This is a genomic window from Salinactinospora qingdaonensis (assembly GCF_039539445.1).
Classification (GTDB): domain Bacteria; phylum Actinomycetota; class Actinomycetes; order Streptosporangiales; family Streptosporangiaceae; genus Salinactinospora; species Salinactinospora qingdaonensis.
In genome coordinates, this window is sequence record NZ_BAABDD010000008.1 from 147,041 (window position 1) to 171,946 (window position 24,906).

At 68.2% G+C, this 24,906-nt stretch carries 12 protein-coding genes; 3 read left to right on the plus strand and 9 right to left on the minus strand.

What is annotated here, in order from left to right; genetic code table 11:
* Positions 1 to 370 precede the first annotated feature (370 nt).
* The 4 genes from ABD848_RS10995 to eno form a co-directional block, all read right to left on the minus strand.
* Positions 371 to 1,369, minus strand: coding sequence for a Ppx/GppA phosphatase family protein (locus ABD848_RS10995; RefSeq protein ID WP_344970579.1), 999 nt, complete (start codon positions 1,367 to 1,369; stop codon positions 371 to 373).
* A 33-nt stretch (positions 1,370 to 1,402) separates the two neighbouring features.
* Positions 1,403 to 1,984 (minus strand): DUF501 domain-containing protein, encoded by a 582-nt coding sequence (locus tag ABD848_RS11000; protein WP_344970582.1) that lies wholly within the window; start codon positions 1,982 to 1,984, stop codon positions 1,403 to 1,405.
* Positions 1,985 to 2,094: 110 nt separating this feature from the next.
* Positions 2,095 to 2,460 (minus strand): FtsB family cell division protein, encoded by a 366-nt coding sequence (locus ABD848_RS11005; protein ID WP_344970584.1) that lies wholly within the window; start codon positions 2,458 to 2,460, stop codon positions 2,095 to 2,097.
* A 199-nt stretch (positions 2,461 to 2,659) separates the two neighbouring features.
* Positions 2,660 to 3,943: a phosphopyruvate hydratase gene (gene eno, locus ABD848_RS11010; protein ID WP_344970586.1), complete on the minus strand. Its 1,284-nt coding sequence runs from the start codon at positions 3,941 to 3,943 to the stop codon at positions 2,660 to 2,662.
* A 499-nt stretch (positions 3,944 to 4,442) separates the two neighbouring features.
* Between eno and ABD848_RS11015 the strand changes: the two genes are divergently transcribed.
* Both ABD848_RS11015 and ABD848_RS11020 read left to right on the plus strand, forming a co-directional pair.
* Positions 4,443 to 5,393 carry a sulfite exporter TauE/SafE family protein gene (locus ABD848_RS11015; protein WP_344970588.1) on the plus strand — a complete coding sequence of 317 codons (951 nt, stop codon included), beginning with the start codon at positions 4,443 to 4,445 and terminating at the stop codon, positions 5,391 to 5,393.
* Between the two features lie 311 nt (positions 5,394 to 5,704).
* Positions 5,705 to 7,129: an FtsW/RodA/SpoVE family cell cycle protein gene (locus ABD848_RS11020; RefSeq protein ID WP_344970590.1), complete on the plus strand. Its 1,425-nt coding sequence runs from the start codon at positions 5,705 to 5,707 to the stop codon at positions 7,127 to 7,129.
* Positions 7,130 to 7,177: 48 nt separating this feature from the next.
* On the opposite strand, the gene mazG is transcribed toward ABD848_RS11020, so the two are convergent.
* The 3 genes from mazG to cysC all read right to left on the minus strand — a co-directional run bounded on the left by mazG (position 7,178) and on the right by cysC (position 10,371).
* Positions 7,178 to 7,912, minus strand: a complete 735-nt coding sequence (gene mazG, locus ABD848_RS11025) for a nucleoside triphosphate pyrophosphohydrolase (RefSeq protein WP_344970591.1) — start codon at positions 7,910 to 7,912, stop codon at positions 7,178 to 7,180.
* A 4-nt stretch (positions 7,913 to 7,916) separates the two neighbouring features.
* Positions 7,917 to 8,675: a SurA N-terminal domain-containing protein gene (locus ABD848_RS11030; RefSeq protein WP_344970595.1), complete on the minus strand. Its 759-nt coding sequence runs from the start codon at positions 8,673 to 8,675 to the stop codon at positions 7,917 to 7,919.
* 124 nt (positions 8,676 to 8,799) lie between these two features.
* Positions 8,800 to 10,371: an adenylyl-sulfate kinase gene (gene cysC, locus ABD848_RS11035; protein ID WP_344970598.1), complete on the minus strand. Its 1,572-nt coding sequence runs from the start codon at positions 10,369 to 10,371 to the stop codon at positions 8,800 to 8,802.
* A 336-nt stretch (positions 10,372 to 10,707) separates the two neighbouring features.
* Between cysC and mfd the strand changes: the two genes are divergently transcribed.
* Positions 10,708 to 14,313: a transcription-repair coupling factor gene (mfd, locus tag ABD848_RS11040; RefSeq protein ID WP_344970600.1), complete on the plus strand. Its 3,606-nt coding sequence runs from the start codon at positions 10,708 to 10,710 to the stop codon at positions 14,311 to 14,313.
* Between the two features lie 620 nt (positions 14,314 to 14,933).
* Here mfd and ABD848_RS11045 read toward each other — a convergent pair.
* A complete protein-coding gene (locus ABD848_RS11045; protein ID WP_344970601.1) occupies positions 14,934 to 15,491 on the minus strand; it encodes a hypothetical protein in 558 nt (185 codons plus the stop codon).
* Positions 15,492 to 15,504: 13 nt separating this feature from the next.
* The gene (locus tag ABD848_RS11050; protein WP_344970604.1) at positions 15,505 to 24,810 is read right to left on the minus strand and encodes a DNRLRE domain-containing protein; all 9,306 of its coding nucleotides are present in this window, start codon (positions 24,808 to 24,810) and stop codon (positions 15,505 to 15,507) included.
* Positions 24,811 to 24,906 lie beyond the last annotated feature (96 nt).

Genomic DNA, 24,906 nt, shown 5'->3' on the forward strand with positions numbered 1-24,906 from the left:
CGAAGATCTGTAAATCTTCGCTGATCGGCATATCGGCAACCTGTTTCTCGGCGAAAGAAGGAGGTTCTTCCGCTCCTAGGGAGGCTATCTCTCCCATGCACGCTTGTGCATCCTTTCACAAGCACCCCCCGTCAAGAAAGAGACAAGTCGTGAAGGTTTAGACCACCCAGCAACGGGAGAGCACAGCGTTTTTGCAGGTCACAGCGCTTGTGAACAGCTTAACAGGGTCTGTGGCGCGTGATCGGACTCACCCGGAAACAGCCTGGCCTGTGAGGGGACCATCGGCGCGGAAAGCCATGACCAGCAGTATCGAGGGCCCTGCTGCACTCGGTGGGGCACTCGGCCATGGGGTGCCCCACCGAAAGCGGTCTTAGGCGTCTTCGGGCTCGCTCAGGCCCAGGCTCCAGGCTATGCCGTCAAGGATGTCGTGCTCGCTGGCGACGAACTCCACAGCGCCGGTCCGCGCCAGCACCCGGTCCAGGATCAACGTGCCAGCGGCGATGACATCGACCCGGCCAGGGTGCATGACCGGAATCTCGGCTCGGCGCTCGCGCGGCATCGCCAGCAACTCCCGGGCCATCTCGTGCACCCGCTCTTGGGAGACACGACCGTGGTGGATACGTTCGGCGTCATACTCGGGCAGCTCCAGCGCGATCCCGGCGATCGTGGTCGCGGTACCGGCCACACACACCACTGTGGCCGCCTCCGTGAGCGGCACCGTACGCTCGGCCTCGTCCAGCCCGGCCTCGATGTCAGCCGTAGCGGCGGCGATCTGTTCGGCCGTGGGCGGGTCCTCGGCGAAGTGGCGCTCGGTCAGCCGGACGCACCCGATGTCGACCGAGCGGGCGGCACGCACAGCGCCCCCTTCGGCTCCGTCGTCGTGGCCGAGCACGAACTCGGTGGAACCGCCGCCGATGTCGACCACGAGGTAGGGCCGCTGGAAACCGTCGTCTTCGCTGTCTTGAGCCTCCAGTTCGGCCGTGGCGCCGATGAAGGACAGCTCAGCCTCCTCGTCACCGGTGATGACCTCGGGCTCCACGCCGATGATCTCGCGCACACCAGCGACGAACGCCTCCCGGTTGGAGACGTCGCGGCTGGCGCTGGTCGCGACCATACGGACGGTGTCGGGCCCCGGCTCGATACCGTGGCCCCGCATGAGCTCGGCATAGTCGCGTAGTGCGGTGAACGTGCGCTCCAGCGCTTCTGGAGCGAAAGCGCCGGTGCGGTCCACATCCTGGCCGAGCCGCACGATCTCCATGCGACGTTCGACGTCGATCGCCTGAAGCTCGTCCTCGTCGAGTTCGCTGACCTCGGAGACGAGGAGGCGGATGGAGTTGGTGCCGCAGTCGACGGCCGCCACGGTGGTCACGGGCTGTCCTCGCTGTCGCTCGGGTGATTGGGATTACTCGGGGGAAACAGGGGCGCCGGAGTCGCCGCACCCCTGCTCGACGTGGGCACACGGCCCGTCGCGCCACCATTCGGGCAGCGCGTGCAGCGCCTCCCGGCCGAACGGATTCGTCCCAGGGGCGGCGAGCTCGTGGGCGATCAGGGCGTGCAGGCACTTGACCCGCTCGGGCATGCCGCCCGCGCTTTGCATCCCCTCGGGCAGTGGTTCGAGGCCGTCGCGGCGGGCCTGCTCGTCGCGCTCGCGCAGGTAGGACTCGTGAGCCGCTCGGTAGGACGCGCGCACCTGCGGATCGTGCGCGAGCCGTTCGGTCATCTCGCGCATCAACCCGCTGGCCTCCAGCGTGCCTACCGCTGAGGCGGCACGCGGGCAGGTCAGGTAGTACAGCGTGGGAAACGGGGTGCCATCAGCCAGGCGAGGCGCGGTGCGTACGACGTCGGGCAGCCCACAGGGGCAACGGTGGGCGACCCCTCGCAACCCTCGGGGCGGGCGGCCAAGCTGGAGCCGAACGGCCGCGGCGTCGGCGGGGGTGGGCCGCTCGTCGGCGGCGCTGCTGGGTGGCTGATCGGCAGAATTCATCGTTTTGACAGGGTAGCCCGTGCCGCGGGGCAGTGGTGATCGCGACGGGCACGGCGCCGACCACCGGAGACCGCCGTGGGCACGGAGGACGCGGTGGGCCGCCATGCGGGTCAGTGGGCGGGCGCTTGGGCCTCGGGGATGCTCCCCGTGTCGGGGGCAGCGCGATCGGCCTCGCGTACCGACTTCCACAACTGGGTGAACCAGGGGTCGGCGGGCTCGTCGGCCTCGGGCTGCTCCGCGTCGTCCTCCTCAGCGCCCAACACGACGTAGGTGTGCTCACCGGGGTACTGGTAGTGCAGCCGGGTGCGGGCGAGCCGTTCGACATAGCCCGGGTCTTGCAACCGATCGTAGCGCTGCTGCAAGTCCTCCACCTCGCCGCGGGTGCGGGAGAGCTCCTCCTGAAGCCGGGTGATCTCGGCACGCTGGGCGATGTATTCGCGCAGTGGGTAGGCCAGGCTGAGCGCGATGACGCACACGACAAGGGCGAGGATGGCGGCGCGGCTGGTCAGCGCGGGACGCCGGCGGGCGGAACGCCGCTTGGCAGCGCCCGCGCTGCCGGGAGTCGGGCGGCGCCCCCGTCCGGAGGTCTGCGGGCCCCGCGCGGACGAACCGGACGCCCGGGGCCCCGCGCGAGCGCGGGACCCTGCGGGCCGTTCCGGTCGAGACACGGCGGGATCAGCCCTCGTGCCTGAAGCGCGGGAAGGCCGAGGCGCCGGCGTAAACGGCGGCGTCGTCGAGCTCCTCCTCGATGCGGAGCAACTGGTTGTACTTGGCGACGCGCTCGCTGCGCGCGGGGGCGCCGGTCTTGATCTGGCCGGCGTTGGTGGCCACCGCGATGTCGGCGATCGTGGTGTCCTCGGTCTCGCCGGAACGGTGGCTGATCATGGCGGTGTAGCCACTGCGCTGGGCCAGGGAGACGGCCTCCAGGGTCTCGGTGAGCGTGCCGATCTGGTTGACCTTGACCAGCAGCGAGTTGCCGGCCCGCTCGGCGATGCCGCGCTGTAGCCGCTCGGGGTTGGTGACGAAGAGGTCGTCACCGACGAGCTGAACCCGGTCACCGATGGTGGCGGTCAGCTTCGTCCACCCCTCCCAGTCCTCCTCGTTGAGCGGGTCTTCGATGGAGACCAGCGGGTAGGCGTCGAGCAGCTCCCCGTAGTAGCTGGCCATCTCCTCGGAGGTGCGGGTCTTCCCCTCGAACTCGTAGCTGCCGTCCTTGTAGAACTCGCTGGCGGCGACGTCGAGGGCCAGGGCGATGTCGCGGCCGGGAGTGTAGCCGGCCTGCGTGATGGCCTCGATGATGAGGTCGAGAGCGGCACGGTTGCTGTCGAGGTTGGGGGCGAAGCCACCCTCGTCGCCGACGCCGGTGGACAGGCCGTGCGACTTCAGCACCTTCTTGAGGGCCTGGTAGACCTCGGCGCCCCACCGGATCGACTGGCGGAAGCTGTCGGCCCCGATCGGGGCGATCATGAACTCCTGGATGTCGACGTTGGTGTCGGCGTGAGCGCCACCGTTGAGGATGTTCATCATCGGCACCGGCAGCACGTGGGCGTTAGGGCCGCCGATGTAGCGGAACAGCTTCAGGTCGGCGGTCTCGGCCGCGGCACCGGCCACGGCCAGGGAGACACCCAGGATCGCGTTGGCGCCCAGGTTGGACTTTCCGGGCGTGCCGTCGAGGTCGATGAGCGCGTGGTCGATCAGCCGTTGCTCTTCGGGCTCGAAGCCGATGAGCTCGTCGGCGATCTGGTCGTTGACAGCCGCAACGGCCTTCTCGACGCCCTTACCGCCGAACCGGTCGCCGCCGTCGCGCAGCTCGACCGCCTCGAACTGACCGGTGGAGGCTCCGCTGGGGACCGCCGCGCGAGCGATCGTCCCGTCGTCGAGCAGGACCTCGACCTCGACTGTCGGGTTACCGCGAGAGTCAAGGATCTCCCGCGCCTGCACTGCCTCGATCGACGACAAGGTTGTACTCCATTCCTCGGAACTGTCCGTGACCCGCGCCGGGAGCGCGGACCGGGTGCGGCGTAGCAGTTGCACAGTGAGGCGGCGCGGGCGCGCGACAGCCTCACGGAAACCACCCCGAGCTTACCGATCTCGGCCCTCAGGCGTCTCCCCCGCACCCCCGATTGGTTTAGTCCAGTTGGTCCAGTGGCGGCAGCCGCCCCCTCAGCCGGCCCGCATCGCAGCGGATGGGCTGTGCTGTCGACGTGGCGCACCTGTCTCAGGTGCGCCGCCCCGGGCGTGTCGCGGCCGGATGTGGCCGCCGCGAGCCCCCCGCCGCTGAGGGGCCACGCAGCCTCCAACCGGTGCTACACGGGGGATCGACGCAGCACAGCTATGCTGCACACAGCCTGTGGGGGCAGGGGTAACAGTGCGGGGCCGGTAAGGGAAACTTGGACCTACTCCCCCGTTTCATCTACTATTCCCACCGAAGAGGTCGGAATAAATGGGAAGGCCCCCGATGCACACCCTCGTCCTCCTCGGGCTGGTTGGACTCCTCGCGCAACTCGTCGACGGCAGTCTTGGCATGGCCTACGGCGTCACCTCTACAACACTCCTCCTGGTCATAGGGGCCACCCCGGCCACCGCCTCAGCAACCGTCCATCTCGCCCAGATCGGGACGACCCTGGCCTCGGGGGCATCCCACTGGCGCCTCGGCAACGTCGACTGGAGTGTGGTGCGGCGCATCGCACTCCCTGGCGCCGTGGGGGCCTTCGCGGGCGCGACGTTCCTCAGCCACATCTCCACCCAGACCGCCGCCCCCCTCATGTCGGGCATCCTGCTCCTGCTGGGGATCTACATTGTGGCCCGATTCACGATCTGGCAGCCTCGACGTGGCCAACTCGGCAAGCCCGTCCGCCGCCGTTTCCTCGCCCCCCTCGGGGTCCTGGCCGGCTTCATCGACTCCACCGGCGGCGGGGGCTGGGGGCCGGTGGGCACGCCCGCGCTGCTGGCGAGCGGGCGCATCGAGCCGCGCAAGGTGATCGGCTCGATCGACTCCAGTGAATTCATCATCGCCATCGCCGCCAGCGGCGGTTTCCTGGTGGGGTTGGGCACGTCCGGCATCAACTTCGCCTGGGCCGCGGTGCTGCTGGTGGGCGGAGTGATCGCCGCCCCGATCGCCGCGTGGATCGTCCGGGTGATCCCACCGCGTGTCCTGGGCTCGGCTGTGGGCGGCGTCATCATCCTCAGCAACACGCGCGCGATCCTGGCCGGCGAGCTAGTGACCCTCCCGGGAACGGCCCAGATCGCTCTCTATACCGCGATCGCCCTCGTCTGGGGGGCGGCCATCACCTGGTCGCTGCGGGCCCACCTCGCCGAGCGCCGCGCCACGGCGGCGACCGAAGGCCACGAGCCCGACCCCACCGCGGCCGAGACCGTCCAAGCGCACGATTCGAGCACTCGCTCCTGACGCCACGCGCACCCTCACCCCCAGGGCGTGGTTCGCTGCCGCGCCGCTCTACCATTCGGGAAAGACCCATCTCTGGCCCCGCAGCCAGTGCTCGCCGCTGTAGCAGCGCAGAGCCGCAGCCACGCCGGTGCGGTGTGCCCGAAGTATCGGCACGCCTAGCGGGGGGCGGGCGCCGGTGCGCCACGACATAGGGGAATCGAACAACGAGCACCCCGAGACTGCGGCCCGCCCCTGGGGCGCGGGGCACAGCGGCGCCGCCCGCGGGTGACGCCGGCCGAGTGCCTCAACCGAGGCTCACCACGAAAAGGACGATGACGCACCCACGGGAGACGAACGCTCACTCGCCACCGACCCGACGCACCACCGAACTGCTGCTGCTGATCGTGGCGATCGGCGCCGCCATCGGCGGCTTCGTCCTCGCCGGTTTTGAACTGACCGGTTCCCTACCGCCCTACCTGGGCGTATGCGCTTCGCTGTTCGTGGGGTTGGCGCTGCTGGCACACGTCGCCGTGCGCCTGCTCGCCCCATGGGCCGACCCGCTGCTGTTGCCGATCGCGACCCTACTCAACGGGCTCGGACTGACCGTGATCTGGGGTCTGCACACAGCCGGCCCGCAACAGCCGGGCACGGCGCCGCGGCAACTGCTGTGGTCGCTGATCGGCCTGGCCGCCACGATCGTGGTGCTGCTGGCGGTGCGCGAACCGCGACGGCTGCAACGCTACCCCTACCTCATGGCGGTGTGCGCCATCGCGCTCATCGCCTCCCCCATACTGCCGGTGATCGGCATCGAGAACTACGGCGCGCGGCGCTGGATCGGTGTCGCCGGCTTCACCGCACAACCTTCGGAGCTGGCCAAGATCGTCGGCGTGATCTTCCTCTCCTCCTACCTGGTGATCAAGCGCGACGTGCTGTCGCTGGCCGCCCGGCGGGTGATGATCGGCCCTGTCAAGGTGTTCACCCTGCCCCGCCTCCGCGACATGGGACCGATGATCGTCGCGTGGTCGGTGGCGATCCTGCTGCTGGTGGGAACCCGCGACCTGGGCACCTCACTGCTGTTGTTCGCGCTGTTTTTGGCCATGCTCTACGTCGCGACCGAACGCAAGTCCTGGATCGCGATCGGCCTGGCGCTGTTCTTGGGCGCGGCCTACGTGGCGTGGCTGACGTTCTGGCACGTCCAGCAGCGGGTCACGATCTGGCTCGACGCTTTCGAGCCGCGGGTCTACGAGGCGACCGGCGGTAGCTTTCAGGTGGTGCAGGGACTGTTCGCCCTGGCCGAAGGCGGGTTGGTGGGGACCGGCTTCGGCGACGGGCGCGCCGCCCAGATCTTCGCCGCCGACAGCGACTACATCCTCGTCTCCGTGGGGGAGAAGTTCGGACTGGCCGGCCTCATGGCCGTCGTCGTCCTGTTGGCGCTGCTGGTGGAGCGCGGCTACCGCATAGCGCTGGCCGCCCGAGAACCCTTCATCAAGATCATGGCGTTCGGCTTCGCCTTCCTGCTGGCGTTCCAAGTGTTCGTGGTCCTGGCCGGGGTGACCCGGCTCATCCCGCTGACCGGAATGACCACACCGTTCCTGTCGGCCGGTGGATCGTCGCTGATCTCAAGCTGGATCATCGTCGGCCTGTGGCTACGGATGAGCGACAGCGTGCGCCGCCCCGCCCCCACCCCGCCCCACGAGATCGACGGGGGCCCCACCGAGTCGCTGGGAGCGCTCGCCGCCCAGCACAGCACCCGCTGATCCCCTCGGCCGGAGCCGGCACAGAGCGCGAGGCGGGGGCGGTAGGTGCTATCTCCAGTAGGCGCGCCACTGTTCAGGGGTGAGCGCGCGCGGGTCGCGGCCGTCGGCGCGGGCCTTGTCTTCGGCGGCGCGCAGCCGATGGTCGAATCGGCGGGCGGCGGCGCGCAGGTCCATCTCGGGGTCGGCCGCACGACCACGCTCGGCCTGCACGGCGGCGAACAACGCACCGCCGGGTCCACCGTCGTCGCCGAGGAGGTCCTCGGGAACACCGTTGCGCACGGCGCGCTTTTGCACCTCGTGGGCGAGGAGCGCGGCGGGCTGACCGAAGGGCACACCGTCGAGGATGCCGGTGTCGCCGCCCTTGGCGGCCCGTTCGGCAGCCTTGATCTCCTCCCAGTTGGCTCGCACCTCGTCGGCGCCCTCGACAGCGGTCGTGGCGAAGACGTGCGGATGGCGGCGCACCAGCTTGTCGACGATGGAGTCGGCCACATCGTCGATGGTGAACCCGTCGCTGTCGCGCTCCTGGGCGAGGCGGGCGTGGAAGACCACCTGGAGCAGCACATCGCCCAACTCTTCGCGCAGCGTGGCCGGGTCGCCCTCCTCGATGGCCTCCAACGCCTCGTAGGTCTCCTGCACCAGGTACTTGGCCAGCGAGGCGTGCGTCTGCTCGGCGTCCCAGGGGCATTCGCGCCGCAGCGTGTCCATGACCTCGACCAGCCGCAGCAGGCGCTGCCCATCGGGAGCGTTCTCCGCAGGTCGACGGGACGGCTCGGTGCTGCTCATGGGGTCAGTTTCCCCCGCCCTCCGCCAGAGCGCCGCCCCCGGACTGGTTTTCGGTCGCCGAGAGCGGGCTGGAGCCCGGTGCGATCACGAGCGTGGTCGGGTCGATCTGGCCGTAGCGCGGGCTGACCTCGATGTCAGCCGCTTCGGCGTGGGGCTGCACCAGGGTTTCGCTGATGGCCGTGCTCCAGATCTGCGGCTCAATCTGGGCCATCATGGCGTCGAGCTGGCTTTGCAACTGTTCGCCCTCCATGCCCATGGCCTCCAGCCGCTCGGACTGGGCCTGGCGCTGCTGTTCACGCATCCCCTCGGCGACTTGCGCTAGCTCGCCGGCGTTGGCACTGCGCAGTTCCTCCTGGATGAGCAAGGAGCGGACCAGGTCGCGGACCTGGCTGCGCGGCACCTGCCGCAGGAACGCCTCGACGCCACCGGCCTCCTCGATCTGGGCGTCAACAGCCGAACGGTCGACCTCGATGTCGTGCTCGGCGGCGAGCTGTTCGTAGAGCAGGAACTGAATCCGGTTGGACAGCAGGTTGCTGGCGACTTGGGGACGCTGCCCAGCCGGGAGCTGCTGATTGGAGGACTGGGCGACCTGAGCCTCCACCGCGCTCATGTCGGCCTCGATCGTCTCAACGGTGATCTGCTCGCCGTCCACGACCGCTGCCGCGCCCGCCTTCGTCAGGCCACAGCCGGTCAGGGCGAGCAGCGCGGCACCGGCCGTCGCGGCCGTGAGCGCGCCCATGCGGCGCGGGAGGGGGAAACGCACGGTCAAGACCTTTCCGTCGATACAGGCCAGTTCAGTGGGGAGCACTCAGCCCCGGACCGCCACAAGGTGGCGCCGGCGAGCACTCATCCAGCCCCTGGAATGGTATGCGCTGAGCCGCGAGGCGTCACCCGTGGCCGCCGTGGCGGGTGTGACGGTCGGGATCACCCGTCCCAGCCTTGGGCAACCACCCGCCGTCGCGCAGGTGAGCGACCACCCGAGCCACCGCCTCGCTTTCGGTGAGGGCGGTGGTGTCGAGGACGATGTCGGCGTCGGTGGGTTCCTCGTAAGGGTCGGAGATCCCGGTGAACTCCGCGATCTCCCCAGCCCGCGCCTTGGCGTAGAGCCCCTTGCGGTCGCGGGCCTCGCACACCTCCAGCGGAGTGGCCACGTGCACCAAGACGAACTCGCCGGTCTCCTCCACCATCGCACGCACCTCGGCGCGGGTGGCGGCGTAGGGCGCGATGGGTGCGCAGATCGCGACCCCGCCATGGCGGGTGATCTCGGCTGCCACATAGCCGATCCGGCGGATGTTGCGGTCGCGGTCTTCACGCGAGAACGTCAACCCGGCCGAAAGCATCCGCCGCACCACGTCCCCGTCGAGCAGCGTCACCGTACGGCCCGCCTCGCGCACCGCCTCGGCCACCCCGCGCGCGACCGTGGATTTGCCCGATCCCGACAGGCCGGTGAAGAACAGGGTGACGCCACGCATGACCCGGGCGGGACGGCGCCGAGCCAACTCGGCGGCCACTCGCGCCGGCGTAAACCATTCGGGCAACTGCCGGCCGGCCCGCAGCAGCTCCTCCACCTCGTCGTCGTCGAGTTCGGGGCGGACCCGATCGGGCGGGACCCGGTCGGCGGGGCGCCACACCCGCGCCGCGGCGTCGTAGACCCGGGCGGGCGGGTCGACGATGGGGATCGGCGGCTGCCCGAGGCGCTCGCTGTCGAGAGGGCGGGGCGGCGGGTTGGGGCCGTGCTCGACGAGCACGTGTGTGGCGTCGTAGGCGGCGGCGACATGGGCGGCGAGGAGGTCGTCACGGTGCCGCCCGGCCGCGTCGTCGTCGCCGGCGCGCGAGGCGGGCAGGGTGGTCACGACGAAACGGGTGCGCGCCGGCAGCAGCGGGTCGGCCGCCAAGACGGAGCGGGCGGCGCCCTCGTCGTCGAAGGGGGTGTCGAGGAGGACGAGGACTTCCGCGCGGCCGTCCTCGGCGATCTGCTCGGCCACCGCTCGGATCTGGTGCAGCGCCCGGTGGTGCAGCGGCCGGTCGGTCACCACGGCCAGCAGCGGCCGGTCCCGGTAGGGGTCGATTTCGCGGCGGGCCCGCGCGTCGGCCGGAGGCAGGCGCAGGTGGCGCAGCGTTCCGTGCACCGCGGGGCGCGCCAGCCGCACCTCACCGGCTAGATAGTCGGTGCCTTCGGCCCGCCAGTGCCGGCTGACCTTCAGCTCCGCCAACGGGGCGCCCTCAGGGTCGGTCAGCAGCACCTGCTCGGCACCGGCCAGCGTCTCGGGCACCGGCAGCGTGACCGGAACGGGCCACCAGGTGCCGTCGGGAAGACGTCCGTGCTCGCGCACCGCCGCCGCCTCGTCTTCGGTCATGAACCCCGACAGCGGGCAGGCGCCGCTGAGGATCAGCTCCAGGTGGGCCATCGCCTCCGAGGCGGGTGTGAACGTGGGCGGATCGCCGGCGGACCCGGTCATAGCGCTCCCCTATCGGCTCCAGGCTGCGGGCGGCACAACACTGTTCACCAGAGTATTACTCGCCACCATCGGCTTAGCTGTGGCGAGGTAGCCCTACGAGAGTGCGGCTCCCACCCCGCGCCCCGGCGGGAACACCCGGCACGGGCGTGGTGTTGGATAGGGGGACATGCTCGTAGCGGGCGATCGACGATGCACACTTGAAGGTAAGCGGGTGGACGATAATCGTGTGCCCGGCGCTAGCGCGGCGCGTAGAGTAGGTACAGGGCACCGGTCGTCTCAACCCGCATGTCCGCTTCGTCGCGCCATCGGTACCACTGTCACACCTCACCTGGTGATATGAGCCTTTCCGGACTTCTGGCCGTCGTCGCCGACGATCCGGCCCTCAACAGAGCCATCACAGCCGCCCGCGGCGGACACGATCCTCGACTGGACCTTGTCGCGCCGCCGGCGTTGCGTCCGTTCCTGGTGGCGGCGCTGGCCGCCGACGCGCCGGTGGGCGCTGGGCGTCCGGTGCTGGCCATCACCGCCACCGAGCGCGAGGCCGCTGACCTGACCGACGCGCTCGGCTCCCTGCTGCCCGAACAGTCGGTCGCACTGTTCCCGGCGTGGGAGACCCTCCCGCACGAGCGGCTGTCGCCGCGCTCGGACACGGTGGGGCAACGCCTGGCCGTACTGCGCCGGCTGGCCCACCCCGACCCCGACGACCCGCTCACCATGCCGCTGCGGGTGGTCGTGGCACCCGTGCGCAGCGTCCTGCAACCACTGGTGGCGGGTCTGGGCGACCTGAAACCGGTGCGGGTGCGCGCCGGCGACGAGGTCGAACTCGAAACAGTGGTGTCTTCGCTGGTCGACGCCGGCTACGCGCGCGTGGACCTGGTGGAAAAACGCGGCGATGTCGCGGTGCGCGGCGGCATCCTCGACGTGTTTCCCCCCACCGAGGAACACCCGCTGCGGTTGGAGTTCTGGGGCGACCAGGTCGAGGAGATCCGCTACTTCCAGGTGGCCGACCAGCGCTCCCTCACCGACGTGGCGGGCGACAGGCCCGGCACCGGCGACGCCGGCCCCGGCCTGTTCGCGCCGCCGTGCCGCGAACTGCTGCTGACTCCCACGGTGCGCGAACGCGCCCGCGAGCTCGCCGGACAGCACCCGTCGCTGGCCGAACCGCTCACCAAGATCGCCGACGGTGTCACCGTGGAGGGCATGGAGGCGTTCGCGCCGGTGCTGTCGGACCGTATGGAGCTGCTGTTCGACTACTTCACCGACGGCGCCCACGTGGTCGGCTGCGACCCCGAGCGCATCCGCACCCGCGCCCTCGAACTGGAGGCCACCAGCCAGGAGTTCCTGCAAGCCTCCTGGATCAACGCGGCCTCCGGTGGCGAGGCCCCCATCGACCTCGGCGGATCGGCCTACAAGTCGATCACCGAGATCCGTTCCGACGCCGACCGGCTCGGCCTGCCGTGGTGGACGATCACCCCCTTCGACCCGGGTGAGGCCAAACCCGCCGAGGAGGACGACTCGGTGCTCATCGGCGCCGTGGCCGCCGACGCCTACCGCGGCGACACCGAGCGTGCGCTGGCCGACGTGAAGTCCTGGCTGCACGACGAGTGGAACGTCGTGCTGCTCACCCAGGGCCACGGGCCCGCCGAGCGGCTGGTGTCGATGCTGCGCGACGCCGGTTTGGGCGCCCAGTTCCGTGAGGACTTGTCCGCTCCGCCGGAGCCGGCGGTGGCCACCGTCACCACCGGCCTCGTCGAGAACGGGTTCGTGTGGCGCTCGGTGCGCACGGTCGTGCTCACCGAGGCCGACATCGCCGGGCAGCGCTCCTCGACCCGCGACATGCGGCGCATGCCCAGCCGCCGCCGCGGCACCGTCGACCCGTTGCAGCTCAAGCCCGGCGACTATGTGGTCCACGAGCAGCACGGCGTGGGCCGCTACATCGAGATGGTCAGCCGCAACATCCAGGGCGCCACCCGCGAGTACCTCGTCTTGGAGTACGCGCCTTCCAAGCGCGGCCAGCCCGGCGACCGGCTGTTCGTGCCCACCGACCAGCTCGACGAGGTCACCCGTTACGTGGGGGGCGAGGCGCCGGCGCTGAGCAAGATGGGCGGCGCCGACTGGTCCAAGACCAAGAGCCGCGCCCGCAAGGTCGTCCGCGAGATCGCCGGCGACCTGATCCGGCTGTACTCGGCCCGCCAGGCGTCGCCGGGCCACGCCTTCGCCGCCGACACCCCGTGGCAGCGCGAACTGGAGGACGCCTTCCCCTACGTGGAGACGCCCGACCAGCTCGCCGCGATCGAAGAGGTCAAGCGCGACATGGAGAAGCCGGTGCCTATGGACCGGCTCATCTGCGGCGACGTCGGTTACGGCAAAACCGAGGTGGCGGTGCGGGCCGCGTTCAAGGCGGTGCAGGACGACAAACAGGTGGCGGTGCTGGTGCCTACCACGCTGCTGGTGCAGCAGCACCTGTCGACCTTCAGCGAGCGCTACGCCTCCTTCCCGGTGAAGGTGCGGCCGATCTCGCGGTTCCAGACCGATCAGGAGGTGGCGGCGGCCCGCGAGGGGCTGCGCCGCGGCGATATCGACATCGCCATCGGCACGCACCGGCTGCTCTCCGACGAGACCAAGTTCAAGAACCTGGGGCTGGTCATCATCGACGAGGAGCAGCGCTTCGGCGTCGAGCACAAGGAGGCGCTCAAGCGGCTGCGCACCCAGGTCGACGTGCTCGCCATGTCGGCCACCCCCATCCCGCGCACGCTGGAGATGGGCATGACCGGCATCCGCGAGATGACCACGATCCTCACCCCGCCCGAGGAGCGCCACCCTGTCCTGACGTTCGTCGGCCCTTATGACGAGAAGCAGATCGCCGCGGCCGTGCGGCGCGAGCTGATGCGCGAAGGCCAGGTGTTCTTCGTGCACAACCGGGTGGCCTCGATTGAGAAGGTCGCGGCCACGGTCGCCCGGCTGGTGCCCGAGGCGCGGGTGGCCTACGCGCACGGCCAGATGAACGAGCAGCAGCTCGAGCGGGTGATGGTCGACTTCTGGGAGAAGAACTTCGACGTGCTCGTGTCCACGACGATCGTGGAGTCGGGGCTGGACGTGCCCAACGCCAACACTCTCATCGTCGACCGCGCCGACACCTACGGGCTGTCGCAGTTGCACCAACTGCGCGGGCGCGTGGGGCGCGGCCGGGAGCGCGCCTACGCCTACTTCCTCTACCCTTCCGACCGGCCGCTGAGCGAGACGGCGCACGAGCGGCTGGCCACGGTGTCGCAGCACACCGAGACCGGGGCGGGGATGTATGTGGCGATGAAGGATCTGGAGATCCGCGGCGCGGGCAACATTTTGGGCGCCGAGCAGTCGGGCAGCATCGCCGGTGTCGGCTTCGACCTGTATGTGCGCATGGTCGGCGAGGCCGTGCGGGAGCTGAAGGGCGACGCCGAGGGCGCCGAGGAGATCGAGACCAAGGTGGAGCTGCCTATCGACGCCCATATCCCGCACGACTACGTGCCGGGTGAGCGGCTGCGGCTGGAGGCGTATAAGAGCATCGCCGCCGTCGAGGGTGATGAGGACATCGCGAATGTGCGCGAGGAGCTGGCCGACCGCTACGGCGAGCCGCCCCAACCGGTCGACAATCTGCTGTCGGTGGCCCGGTTCCGGGTGCTGGCCAAGAGCGCGGGGTTGACCGACGTGGTGTTGCAGGGCAACCAGATCCGGTTCGCGCCGGTGGAGCTGCGCGAGTCTCAACAGTTGCGGCTGCGCCGGCTCTACCCCAAGTCGGTGCTCAAGGAGGCCACGCAGACCCTACTGGTGCCCGCCCCCAAGTCCGGCGGCCTAGGCGGCAAACCACTACGCGACCTCGACCTACTCAAATGGTGCAGCGAACTAGTGACCGCCATCTTCGAGCCCAGCCGACCCAAGGAAAAGCAGCCCACCGCAGACTGAACGGACTGAACCGGGCCAGCGGCAGGTAGAGGCAGGCCTGCAAGTGGGCGCCCCGGCTCCCATGGGGTGAAGCCTGCCTTGGGGCGTGTCGGGGTGTGTGGTGGGGTTTAGGCGGCGCGGATGCTTGCAGGATGGTGTCGACGTCGTCGGCGGCCGGGGAGTCGTCGAGCCACTGCACCCGCAGCACCACCGGCGCGCTGTGCTCATCGACCTGGACGCTGTAGTACACGCTCTCCCCGGTGGCCACGGTCTCGCTGTCCCGGTACTGCACCCGAACTCGTGGAGACCCGCCTGGTGGAGGCTGGGAGAAATCTCGTAGAGTCCGCAGAACTCCATCGGGAAGGTGTGCTCATGCTCGATGCTCTCATTGCATCGTACTCACGACTGAAGTCTTCCATGACCTCCGGTTCGACATGAGCGACGTTCTCATCGTTTTCGAGAACACCGCTCTCCTCGCGACTCGTCTTTGAAGCGTCCCGGACCCACCACGGCGGAATCCTCTAGAGCGCAACGACCATCGCCGCCATAGCCGCAACCATACTGAACAGCGGCCACACCACTCTCATTAAAACAAGACGACTTTACATCTCCCAAATGACCACAGCTTGACCACCAACAAATCAGGGATACGGAGAACCCCACACATCAATCGGAACAAGTTTCATATTTTCGTGTGGCCAACCATTTTGCTCAAAAGCTTCACATTGCACACTTCCATCAAACAGAGAATAAATAAATTCAGCTACCCCCATACGGTACGCCCAAAACTCGTAGTAGTCAGTTACCACCACATTCCAATGGTCGGGATCGCCAACGGCATTCCAAAAGAGAGCGAAATCCGAATCTTCATCACCCCATTGGATCAAATCTGATATTTTTATTACCTCTTCAGCATCCACATAATAACCATGTTCGCCCTTGCCGTTGAATATGCCCACATGATTCGGCTCCATCGCACGATGATGCGGATCGTTTATCCTCATATTTTTTAATATCGGCTCTGGATCAGAGACAATTATATGATCATCAACAACAAAACATCCAAAGCGATCCACCAAAGCACGATAATCAGAGGGAAACATTTTTCCGTCAGGAAATTTTAGATGCGTCCAGTCAAATTTCTCTTCACCAGAAGAGGTGCCGTCATAAAATTCATCAAGCAAAGATACATCAAACATGGTTTATCCAAAATCAACGCTTACAATGCGATCCGTCGTATGTCACAGAAGAACGCTCGTTAGATATACAAACATCAAAATCAAGCCCTTCACTCCCTGTTGCCTTCATATGTATATATGCAGGCATATCTTGCTCTTCGACGTAAATTGGAGTAGTGCGAGAAACAACAATCTGCCCCGATTTAACGGCATTTTTTATTTTCATTTCAAGTGGCCGCATTCCGCCTGGAGCATTTGCACTCCTATGCAGAGTAACTAGATTCCTTCGATCTTCTCCAGATCCACCTAGCTCTCTAGCAGCAAGGTGGCCACGATTAAATGGGTAGCTCCTTAGCTCAGAGTCAAAGTCATTCCTATGCGGCCAACCAGGGGGATTATAATGCTTATCGGCTTCAGACCCTCCCTTCAAATCTTCAGGACTACAATAACGCCCAACTGTCCCTGTACGCTTCCCCGCTACAATCGGACCATACTTGACTCCCCCACCCTTACACCTCTTTCTTATATCACTCTCTTGCTGGGCATTCAAATTTTGCCCCACAAAAGGATCAACATTTTTACTCTTAAATTCAAGATAAATATCGTCAAACTTATTTAAAGATTTTTTATATATTTTCTCCTTTTCCTCTTCTCGCCTTCTCTTCTCATCAATTTCTTCCTGGCTGACCGGGTTGGAGATGGTCGGCCGGGAAACAGCGGTGTTGAGAATCTCCTCAAGGATCTTCTTGCGTGGGTCGATCCGCTTGACCGGCGCGCTAGTCTTCTGGCCGCTATTTGATGCGGCGGCGCCACGCGCCGGAGGACGCCACGAAGTCGGAACCCTACTACTTCCGGGGGTACGAACCGGACCAGCTCCACCACCGCCACCGGAACCGCCGGAACTACCCGACCCAGGCTTCGATCTGCTGATGTAGCGACAAATCTGCGTGAAGTAGTTGCAGGAAGTGGTTCTCGCGTCCCGCCTGACACTCGTCGTACGAGTCCTGGTATTGGTTTTTACTTTCGGAACATCCGCCGTTTGGGTCCACGGAAGACTGACGCTCGGGACCTCGACCTCCGGAATGCTAATGCTCGGAGGATGCTGCCGATAGTAGTTGCTGACGGAGAGAATGAGGGCAGAACCCACGACGAACAAGCCGGCCGCGGCAACGGCTGTGGTAAAAGCCAAATGCCCTGACGGGTCGGTTCCGGTCAGGGGGTTGGCGTTGGCGTAGACGTAGCGGTTGGCCTGGATGGAGGGGTTGGGCTCCAGGGTCATGGTGTCGCGAGAGGCGAACCGGCCCGTCTCCGGCTGGTACCAGCGGGCGTGCATGTTGACGTCGCCGGTGGTGGGGTCGGTCCACTCGCCCTGGTAGCCCAACGACTGGGCGGAACCGTTACTGGCCTGGGGTTTACCGAAGGGTGAGAAGGCCGTCGAGGAGGCCACCTGCCCGGCCGGGGTGTAGGTGGCGGCGAGGTCGGTGTGGTTGTTGACGTAGGCCAACGCCGCGTTCTGGCCGCGCTCCTGGGTACTGATGAGCGCGCCATGGGGGTTGCGGCTGTAGGCCGAGACCGGGTCCTGCAACCCGTCGAGGACGGCGACCGGGTTGTTGTCCAACCCGCCGTAGACGAAAACCTGCTGCTTGGTGTCGCCCGACGACGGCTGCCCCGGCGGGATGACGGTGCGGTTGACGATGCGGCCCAGCGCGTCGTAGTCGTAGGCTGAAGCCCCGTCTCCCGAAGTGGTGAGCCGGTTGAAGCCGTCGAACACCGGCGCTTGGGTAAGGCCGCCGTCGGTGTGGGACGCGAGGGTGCCGCGCGGAGTGTAGGTCCAGGTCTGGCCGTCGCTGGCGGAGACCAGCCGGTTACGTTCGTCGTAGGTGAAGGTCCGCGAGCCGACCTGGGTGCGGTTGCCGGCGGCGTCGTAGTCGTAGTTAGTGGTGGTGCCGTCAGTCGCGGTCCATGAGGTGAGTCGACCGGCCCGGTCGTAGCCGTAGGTCTGGGTGCCGGCGCCGGCGGTGCCCTGGGTGACCTTCTCGACGAGCTGTCCGGCGGGGTCGTAGTCGTAGCTGGTGGCTGCTGTCGTGGTGCCGGAGTCGTCGGTGAGGGTGTCTTCGGTGAGCCGGCCGAGCGGGTCATAGGAGAACGTGCGCACGGCCCCGCCATCGGTGGTCACCTCGACGGGGCGTCCCTCGTCGTCGTAGGACAGGGTCTGCTGCTGCCCGGTGAGCGGGTCGGTCTGGGTTTCCAACTGGCCGGCCGTGTCGTAGGTGAACGTGGCCGTGCCGGTGGCGTCCTCGCGCTCGGTGAGTCGCCCGGCCGCGTCGTAGGTGAAGTTCGCGGTTGGGATGGCGCCCAGGAGCGAGTCGCGTTCAGGGCCGAGGAGTTGGACGACGTTGCCGCGGTCGTCGCGGGTGATCTCGATGTCGCCGACCGGACTGCCCACGGTGGCGAGTCGGCTGGCGAGGTCGTAGTCGAAGGTGCGGTCGTCGGTGGTGGCCTCGGCTCCGGTGGCGGTCTCTTGGACCAGGTTGCCCAGGGCGTCGTAGGTGCGTTCGCGGACGATGCCGCCGGGCGCCTGCTCGCGCACCGGCTGGCCGGCGGCGTCGTAGTAGGTGTTCCAGGTGCGGTCGGCGGCGTCGGGGGGGGCGTCGGTGGCCGGCTCGATGACCGAAGCGACCTTGCCGATGGCGTTGTAGGTGGTGTGGGTGGCGTTGCCGCGCCCGTCGGTGACGCGGGTGCGGTTGCCGGCGGCGTCGTAGCCGAAGGTGGTGGTGATGGAGGTGGTGTCGTCGACGGGTTCGACGAGCTCGGTCAGCCGGTTGTGGGAGTCGTAGGTGGCGGTGGTGGTGTGGCCGTTGGCCGAGGTCGTCGCGGTCGGGTTGCCGGCGGCGTCGTACTCGGTGGAATCCGAGCGCAGCTCGGTGCCGTCGGCGTCGCGCTCGATGGTTTCGATCGCGCGGCCCGCGAGGTCGTAGCGGGTCTGAGTGAAGGTGCCGGTGGGCGTGGTGGTCTCGACGGCGCGGCCGGCGAGGTCGTAGCCGAAGGTGGTGGTGTTGCCGAGGGCGTCGGTGGCGGCGATCAGTTCGCCCGCCGCGTTGTAGGTGCTGGTGCGCTGCTCGCCGGTGGGGTCGGTGACGGCGGTGGTGTTGCCGGCGTCGTCGTAGGTGTAGGAGGTGGTGAAGGCCGCTGCCTGCGGGGTGCGTTCCACCTGGGTCTCGGTGACCTGCCGGCCGAGGTCGTCGTAGGTGGCCTCCAGCCGGGCGCCCATCGGGTCGGTGACGCTGGTGCGCTCGCCGTTGAGCGTGTAGGTGAACTGCCACTCGCCTGGAGTGTCTTCGCCTTGCAGGAGGGGGTCGGTGATGGTGGCGACGTTGCCGAGCTGGTCGTAGGTGTAGGAGCGGGTGTTGCCGAGGGCGTCGGTGCGGGAGGTGACGCGGCCCAGCGCGTCGTAGTCGGTGGTGGTGACCGGGGTCAGCATCTGTCCGCCGGCGCCGGTGAAGGAGGGGGCGGTGGTGGAGACGGCCCGGTCGAGCTTGTCGTAGGCGGTGACCGTGGTGTTGCCGTTGGCGTCCACGGTGTGGGTGCGGTTGCCGGCGTTGTCGTAGCCGTGGGTGACGACGGGGTGGGTGGAGGTGTCGGGTTGGCCGTGCTCCACCACGAGGGCGCGGGGGCGGCGCTCCTCCACGAGCCGCCCGGCCACGTCGTAGCGGCGCTCGGTGGTGTAGTCGGCCGGGTCGGCGCCGTCTTGGTTGCCGCGGGGGTCGACCACTTCGGTGACGAGGCCGCGCTCGTCAACGGTGTAGGTGGTGACGAGCTCGGTGTCGTCGGCGGGGTCGCTGTCGTCGGGGCCCCGGTCGGCGAGCACGGTCTCCTTGATGAGGTTGCCGCCGGCGTCGTAGAGGTTGTGGGTCTCCTCGACGCGCCCAGAGCCGTCGGAGCGGGTGACGGTGATCGGGTTGTCGGCGCCGTCGTAGGTGTAGGAGGTGGTGCGGTTCAGGCCGCCGGGGTCGAGGGTCTCCTCGACGAGGCGGGAGGCGGGGTCGTAGGTGTACTCGGTGCGGGTGGCCCCGCCGCCGGTGACGAGGCTGGTGAGGTTGCCGGCGGCGTCGTAGCCACGGGACTCCAGTACGACGTCGCGGGGTTCGGTGGCGTCGTTGAGGAGCGCGTCGGTGGCGATGGTCTCGGCGGGCAGGCCGTCGGCGTAGTAGGTGTAGGAGGTGGTGCGGCCCATGGCGTCGGTGGTGCTGGCGAGCCGCCCGGCGGGGTCGTAGGAGTTGGACTCCAGGGTGAGGCTCGGGGGTGCGACGCGGGCGCTGACACCGCTGGTTTGCTGCGCACCCTCCCAGTCGTAGAGGCGCCGTTCGGCGACCCGGCCGCGGGAGGTGTAGCTGGTGTGGTATTCGGTGCCGGCTGCGTCGATGTAGCGGGTGCGGGCGCCGGTCTCGTCGTAGTGGAACTCCTCGGTGTTGCCAAGAGGGTCGGTCGTGGTGGCGACGAGCCCGTGGCTGTTGTAGGTCCACGAGGTCACCCGGTCGGCGTCGCCGCCGGTGAGGTCGGAGCGGGTGCGGGTGAGCCGGTTGCCGTCGGCGTCATAGGTGTAGCTGACCGAGGCGGTGTGGGTGACGCCGGTGACCTCGTTGGTGATCTCGGGGTGGGTGACCGTTTCGAGGCGGTCGGCGCCGTCGTAGGTGTAGGTGGTGGTGGCGCCGTCGGGGTTGGCGCCGGTGACGACGGTCTCGGTGCGCTTGCGGCCGAGAGCGTCGTAGGTGTATTCGGTGGTCAGCCCGGTCGGTTCGCGCACCATGGCGAGGTCGCCGGCCGCGGTGTAGGCGCGGGTGGTGACCTGGCCGCGCGGGTCGGTCGTGGTGGCCAGGAGCCCGGCGGGCACGGTGCCGCCGCCGACGGCGTCCTCGGTGCCGGTGGTGTAGGTGCGTTCGACGGTGCGGCCGTCGGGGAAGTCGCTGGTGGCGGGCAGCCGCTTGGTGAGCTGGTTGCCGTGCTCGTCGTAGGTGTACTCGGTGAGGTAGGTGTCGTCGTCCTCACCGGCCGAGCGGGCGTCGCGGCTGGCGACGAGCCGGTCGTTGCGCGGGTCGAACGGGTCGTCGGGGTTGTGGAAGTAGTCGTACCACCGGGTGTGGCAGACGGTGTTGTCGGTGTCGCGGCAGGTCTGCTCGGCGACGCGGTTGCCGCGCTCGTCGTTGTGGTAGGTGGTGACGGCCCCGTTGGGGTCGGTCACCTCGGCGAGGAAGCCGCCGGTGTCGTAGGCGAAGGTGGTGCTGTGGCCGAGCTGGTCGTCGGTGCGTACCAGCCGGTTGCCGGCGAGGGCGTCGTAGGCGGAGACGGTGTCGTGGCCGCGCGGGTCGGTGACGGTGACCTCGGCGGTGACGTCCCGATCCTCGTCCTGGGATGGCGGGTCGCCGCTGTAGACGCGGTCGCTGTAGTGCCAGACACCGCCGTTGTGGTCGACGTAGTCGACGACGCGGGAGGTGGCCTCGTTGTAGTCCAACTCGGTCTGCACCCGCTCTTCGGGGGTGGTGATCGTGGTGAGCCGGTCAGCGGGGTTGGTGGCGGCCTCGTAGTGCAGGCCGATGGTGGCGGCGTCGAGGGGCCGCTGGTAGATAGCGACCTCGTCGATCTGGCCGGTGAAGTCGAAGGCGGCGCGCTCGTCGGTGGTGCTGGGCCAGGTGCTGTTGGCGAAGCCCTGGCCGACCCGCAGGTACTCCATGCCATGGTGGTCGATCTGGCCGCTGACCGAGCCGACCTGCTCGCCGTCGAGGTACAGCAACTGGGTGGCGCCGGCCCCGGTGAGCGCGACGTGGTGCCATTGGCCGTCGTTGACGGTGGCGGTGCTGGCGATCGGTTCGGACAGCCCGTTCCAGAACTGGCCGCGGAGCTTGCCGTCGGTGCCGACGTAGACGACGGGGACGTGCCAGTCGGGGATGCCGGTGTCACCGTCCATCATCGCGATGACGGTGCCGTGCCCGGTGGTCTTGAACCAGGTCTCAAGGGTGAGGTGGGTGCCGACGCGCTGCAGGGTGGACGTGGGCAGTTTGGCGTAGGAGCCGTCTGCGGAGTCGAGCGCGTTGGTGGTGACACCGGCCGTCACGCCTTGGGCGCCCAGCGGGGAACCGACGAAGGTGGCGGGCTCGCCGCCCAGCTCGGTGGGGACCTCGTTGGCGCCGGTGTCGCCGCTGGTCTCCTCGAAGCGCCAGTAACCGTAGGGGTTGGCGTCGACGGCGGCGGCCCGGTAGTGCGACCCGTCGGTGTAGGTGTAGCTGGTGCAGCCGCCCTCGGGGTCGCACACCTCGGTGAGCCGGTCACCGGTGTAGGTGTAGTCCCACTGGGCGGCGGCGGCCTCGCCGGGGGCGGCGGTGACGGTGGCGACGTGGCCGCCCGACCAGCCGAAGGAGAGGCTGCGCCCGCCCGCGCCGGTGACGGTCTCGATCTGGCCGTCGGCGTCGTAGGTGAGCTGCTGGGAGCGGCCCTGGTGGTCGGTAACCGAGGTCAGCCGCCCTTGGGCGTCGAAGATGTAGGAGGTGGCGGACTTGTCCATCAGCCGCCAGCCGCCGCCCTCGACAGCGGCGAAGGTGGCGTGCATGCCCGTGGGGGAGGTGAAGGAGCCGTCGGCGTTGCGGGCGAACCGGTGCTGGCTGCCGTCGGGGTAGGTCACCACGACGTTGCCGGTGCCGTCGGCGTCGGGGCGCACGCCCATGTCGAAGCGGGTGGACCACCCTGCGCCGAAGATGCCGTCCTGGCGCGGGTCCTGGGAGTTGAATGTGCGGGTGACGCTCAGCGGCGGCCCGGTGGTGGCCACGGTGGCGTCGGTGATGGTGCGGGAGAAGTTGCCGATGAGCGGGTCGACGTCTCCGGGTCCCTGGTCGGCGGCGGCGCCTCCTCCGGCGAGGTTGGAGGTGATGGCGGGCTGGTCGGGTTCGACGATCAGCCGCAGCCATGGACTCTCGGTGGTCTGTTGCCCGTCGCGGACGTGGACCGCCCAGTAGTACTGTTCGCCCCATTCCAGGTGCCCCGAAGGGAACCGCCACAGCGAGTCGGCCTGCCACCCCGACTCCTGGCAGGTGCGTTCGTCCTCGTCAAGGCTGTCGCACAGCGTGAAGTAGAACTCCACGTTCTCGTCGGGCCAGTCGTCGTTGTTGCGGCCGATGGCGGTGAACTCGGGGGTGAGCGTGGCCACGCGGGCGCCGTCGCGGGGGCTGTAGTCGACCACCTGAGGCGGCAGGTCGGGGACCTCGAAGCCGAGTTGGGCGGTGCGGGGCACGCCCCAGTCGGAGAACCACTTCGAGCCGTGTTTCATGTCGAACTTGACGGTCCACTCCCCCGGTTCGAGGGGGTTGATCTTGGCCCGCACGGTGACCGTCTCGCCCGTGCTGACGTCCTCGGGCATCTCGGTGACGGCGGCGTCGTGGCTACTGACCTCGTTGCCGTCGGCGTCGTAGACCTGGTAGCTCAGCTCGTAGTTGTTGGTGGGGGTCCAGGTGGTGTCGCCGCGGTTGGTCACCTCGACGTCGACGTAGGTGGCGCGGTTGGCCAGCGGCGCCGGCTCCAGCTCGGGCGGGTCCTGGGCGAAGGCGTAGTCAGCGCGGTAGGGGCTGTAGACCACCGTCATGTAGGGGGCGTTGCTGGACTGCAGGCTGCCGAACTTCTTCCAGCCGTGGCTGCTGGTCTCCGAAGAGCGCACGGTCAGGCCGTAGTTGGGCCGGTCGCCGTCGACCCACTCCTGGATCAGGTCGCGCCCGCGGGTGCCGAGGTCGATGCCTTCGTAACGGGCCGGGCAGGAGCTCGACGAGGCGCCCGCCGGCATCCAGCCGCGGGAGAACTCCCCGGTGGCCAGCGATGTCGAGTCGTAGGAGGGGCCGGGATAGCTGGCGACGTCGCGCTGCTCCCAGTGCTCGTTGACCGCGTAGACCCGGACCGGCTGCGGGGTGCACGAGTAGGACCAGTGGTTGAACAGGTACAGCTCGGCGTTGTAGATCTTGTGGTTGCTCAGCTCGTCGACCATCGAGGCGAATTTCAGGTAGGTGGCGGTCTTGGTGCCGCCGCCGTTGTAGGTGCCGATCTTCAGCTCTTGGTCGAGGTAGTGGGAGCTGCTGTGGCTGTCCTGGACGTAGGTGTCCTGGAAAGCGTCGAAGTTCTTGGCCGAGGTGGGGTCGACGCGCACGGGGTAGACCCGCTCGGGCGCGGTCAGCCAGTCGAGGTCGGCGCTGACCTGCAAGGTCCAGCCGTCCGCGGTTTCCAGCAGCTCGTAGTCGACGGCTTCGGAGTAGGCGCCGTCGCCGCTGCGGGGTCCGATGTCGGAGTCGGTCATATGGCCGGCCGGGATGTGGCCGACCCGGTCGCCGGAGGCGGTGTCGAGGAGGGCCACCCCGCCGTCGTCGGCCAGCTCGGGCCGTACCCCGTCCAGGTCGAGCGGGAATTGCCAGGTGGCCTGCTGCGCGGTGTCGGGCGGGGCGGACAGGACGATGGTCTCCTTGACGCCGCCGCCCACCAGCGTCCGCAGTTCCAGGTCGGTCTCGGGCAGCACCTCGGGGTAGGTGACGGTGCTGGGGTCGTTCTCGGAGACTTCGCCTGGGGCGGGTTGGGCTCCGGCGAGGCCGAACCCGAAGCTCCTGCCTTCACCCAGCTCCATGTGGACCAGGGAAGCGGCGTCGGCGTGGGTGGCCAGGTCGACGTTGCTGGAGTCGGCCGCGTTGGTCCAGGTGTCGCTGTCTTTGGTCACTAGGGAGGTGTCGATCTCCTCCCAATCGCCGTCGGCGGCGCGGAAGTGCATCGGGGTGAGCGAGAACTGGGTGGCTCGCGTGCCGTCGGCGTTTGTGAAGGTGCGGGAGAACTCGGTGCGTTCCTCGGGCAGCTCCTCGCTGGTGTCCTTATCGAAGCCGGAGATCTCGCTGTCTGGCGCGGCCGGGAGTTGCGAGGTCCGTTCGGAGGCCAGTGTGCGGGCGGCGGCCGGGCTGGGCTCGGTGGTGGGTTCGGGCGGGTCCGGCGGTTCAGCACCCTCGGGTACTGTCTCGCGCTCGTGGGGCAGGGCCTCGGCGGGGGCCGGCGCGCTCGATCCGGACTCTGTCACCTCAGCCGAGGTGTCGGCGGCCGAAGCCTCGTGGGAGAGCCCGTCGGCACTGCCGGAGCGCTGCTCAGGGGTTTCGACGTCGGCGTGGGCGACACCGCCGAGCCATGGCAGCCCTGTGATCGGTGGCACGGGGGGCAGTCCCATAGGCACGAGCAGCAGCAGCGTGCACGACGTCGCGACCGCGAACCGGAAAGCCCAACTGCGAACCGGGGAGGACGTGAAAAAGCGCGAGCGAAGCTCATGGCTGGTCGGCACGACCAGTCACCTCCGGCACATTCACAGGCTGCCGCCCTGGATACGGAAAAATGCGCAGGTCGTAAGCCTGCGCATCACTTCTCCTCCGAAGTCCGC

Coding starts and splice junctions, on each gene's coding strand:
- ABD848_RS11020 (WP_344970590.1), top strand. CDS start 5,705: ATGACGCACCCACGGGAGACGAACGCTCACTCGCCACCGACCCGACGC.
- cysC (WP_344970598.1), bottom strand. CDS start 10,371: ATGACCGGGTCCGCCGGCGATCCGCCCACGTTCACACCCGCCTCGGAG.
- ABD848_RS11045 (WP_344970601.1), bottom strand. CDS start 15,491: ATGTTTGATGTATCTTTGCTTGATGAATTTTATGACGGCACCTCTTCT.
- ABD848_RS11000 (WP_344970582.1), bottom strand. CDS start 1,984: ATGAATTCTGCCGATCAGCCACCCAGCAGCGCCGCCGACGAGCGGCCC.
- ABD848_RS11015 (WP_344970588.1), top strand. CDS start 4,443: ATGCACACCCTCGTCCTCCTCGGGCTGGTTGGACTCCTCGCGCAACTC.
- mazG (WP_344970591.1), bottom strand. CDS start 7,912: ATGAGCAGCACCGAGCCGTCCCGTCGACCTGCGGAGAACGCTCCCGAT.
- mfd (WP_344970600.1), top strand. CDS start 10,708: ATGAGCCTTTCCGGACTTCTGGCCGTCGTCGCCGACGATCCGGCCCTC.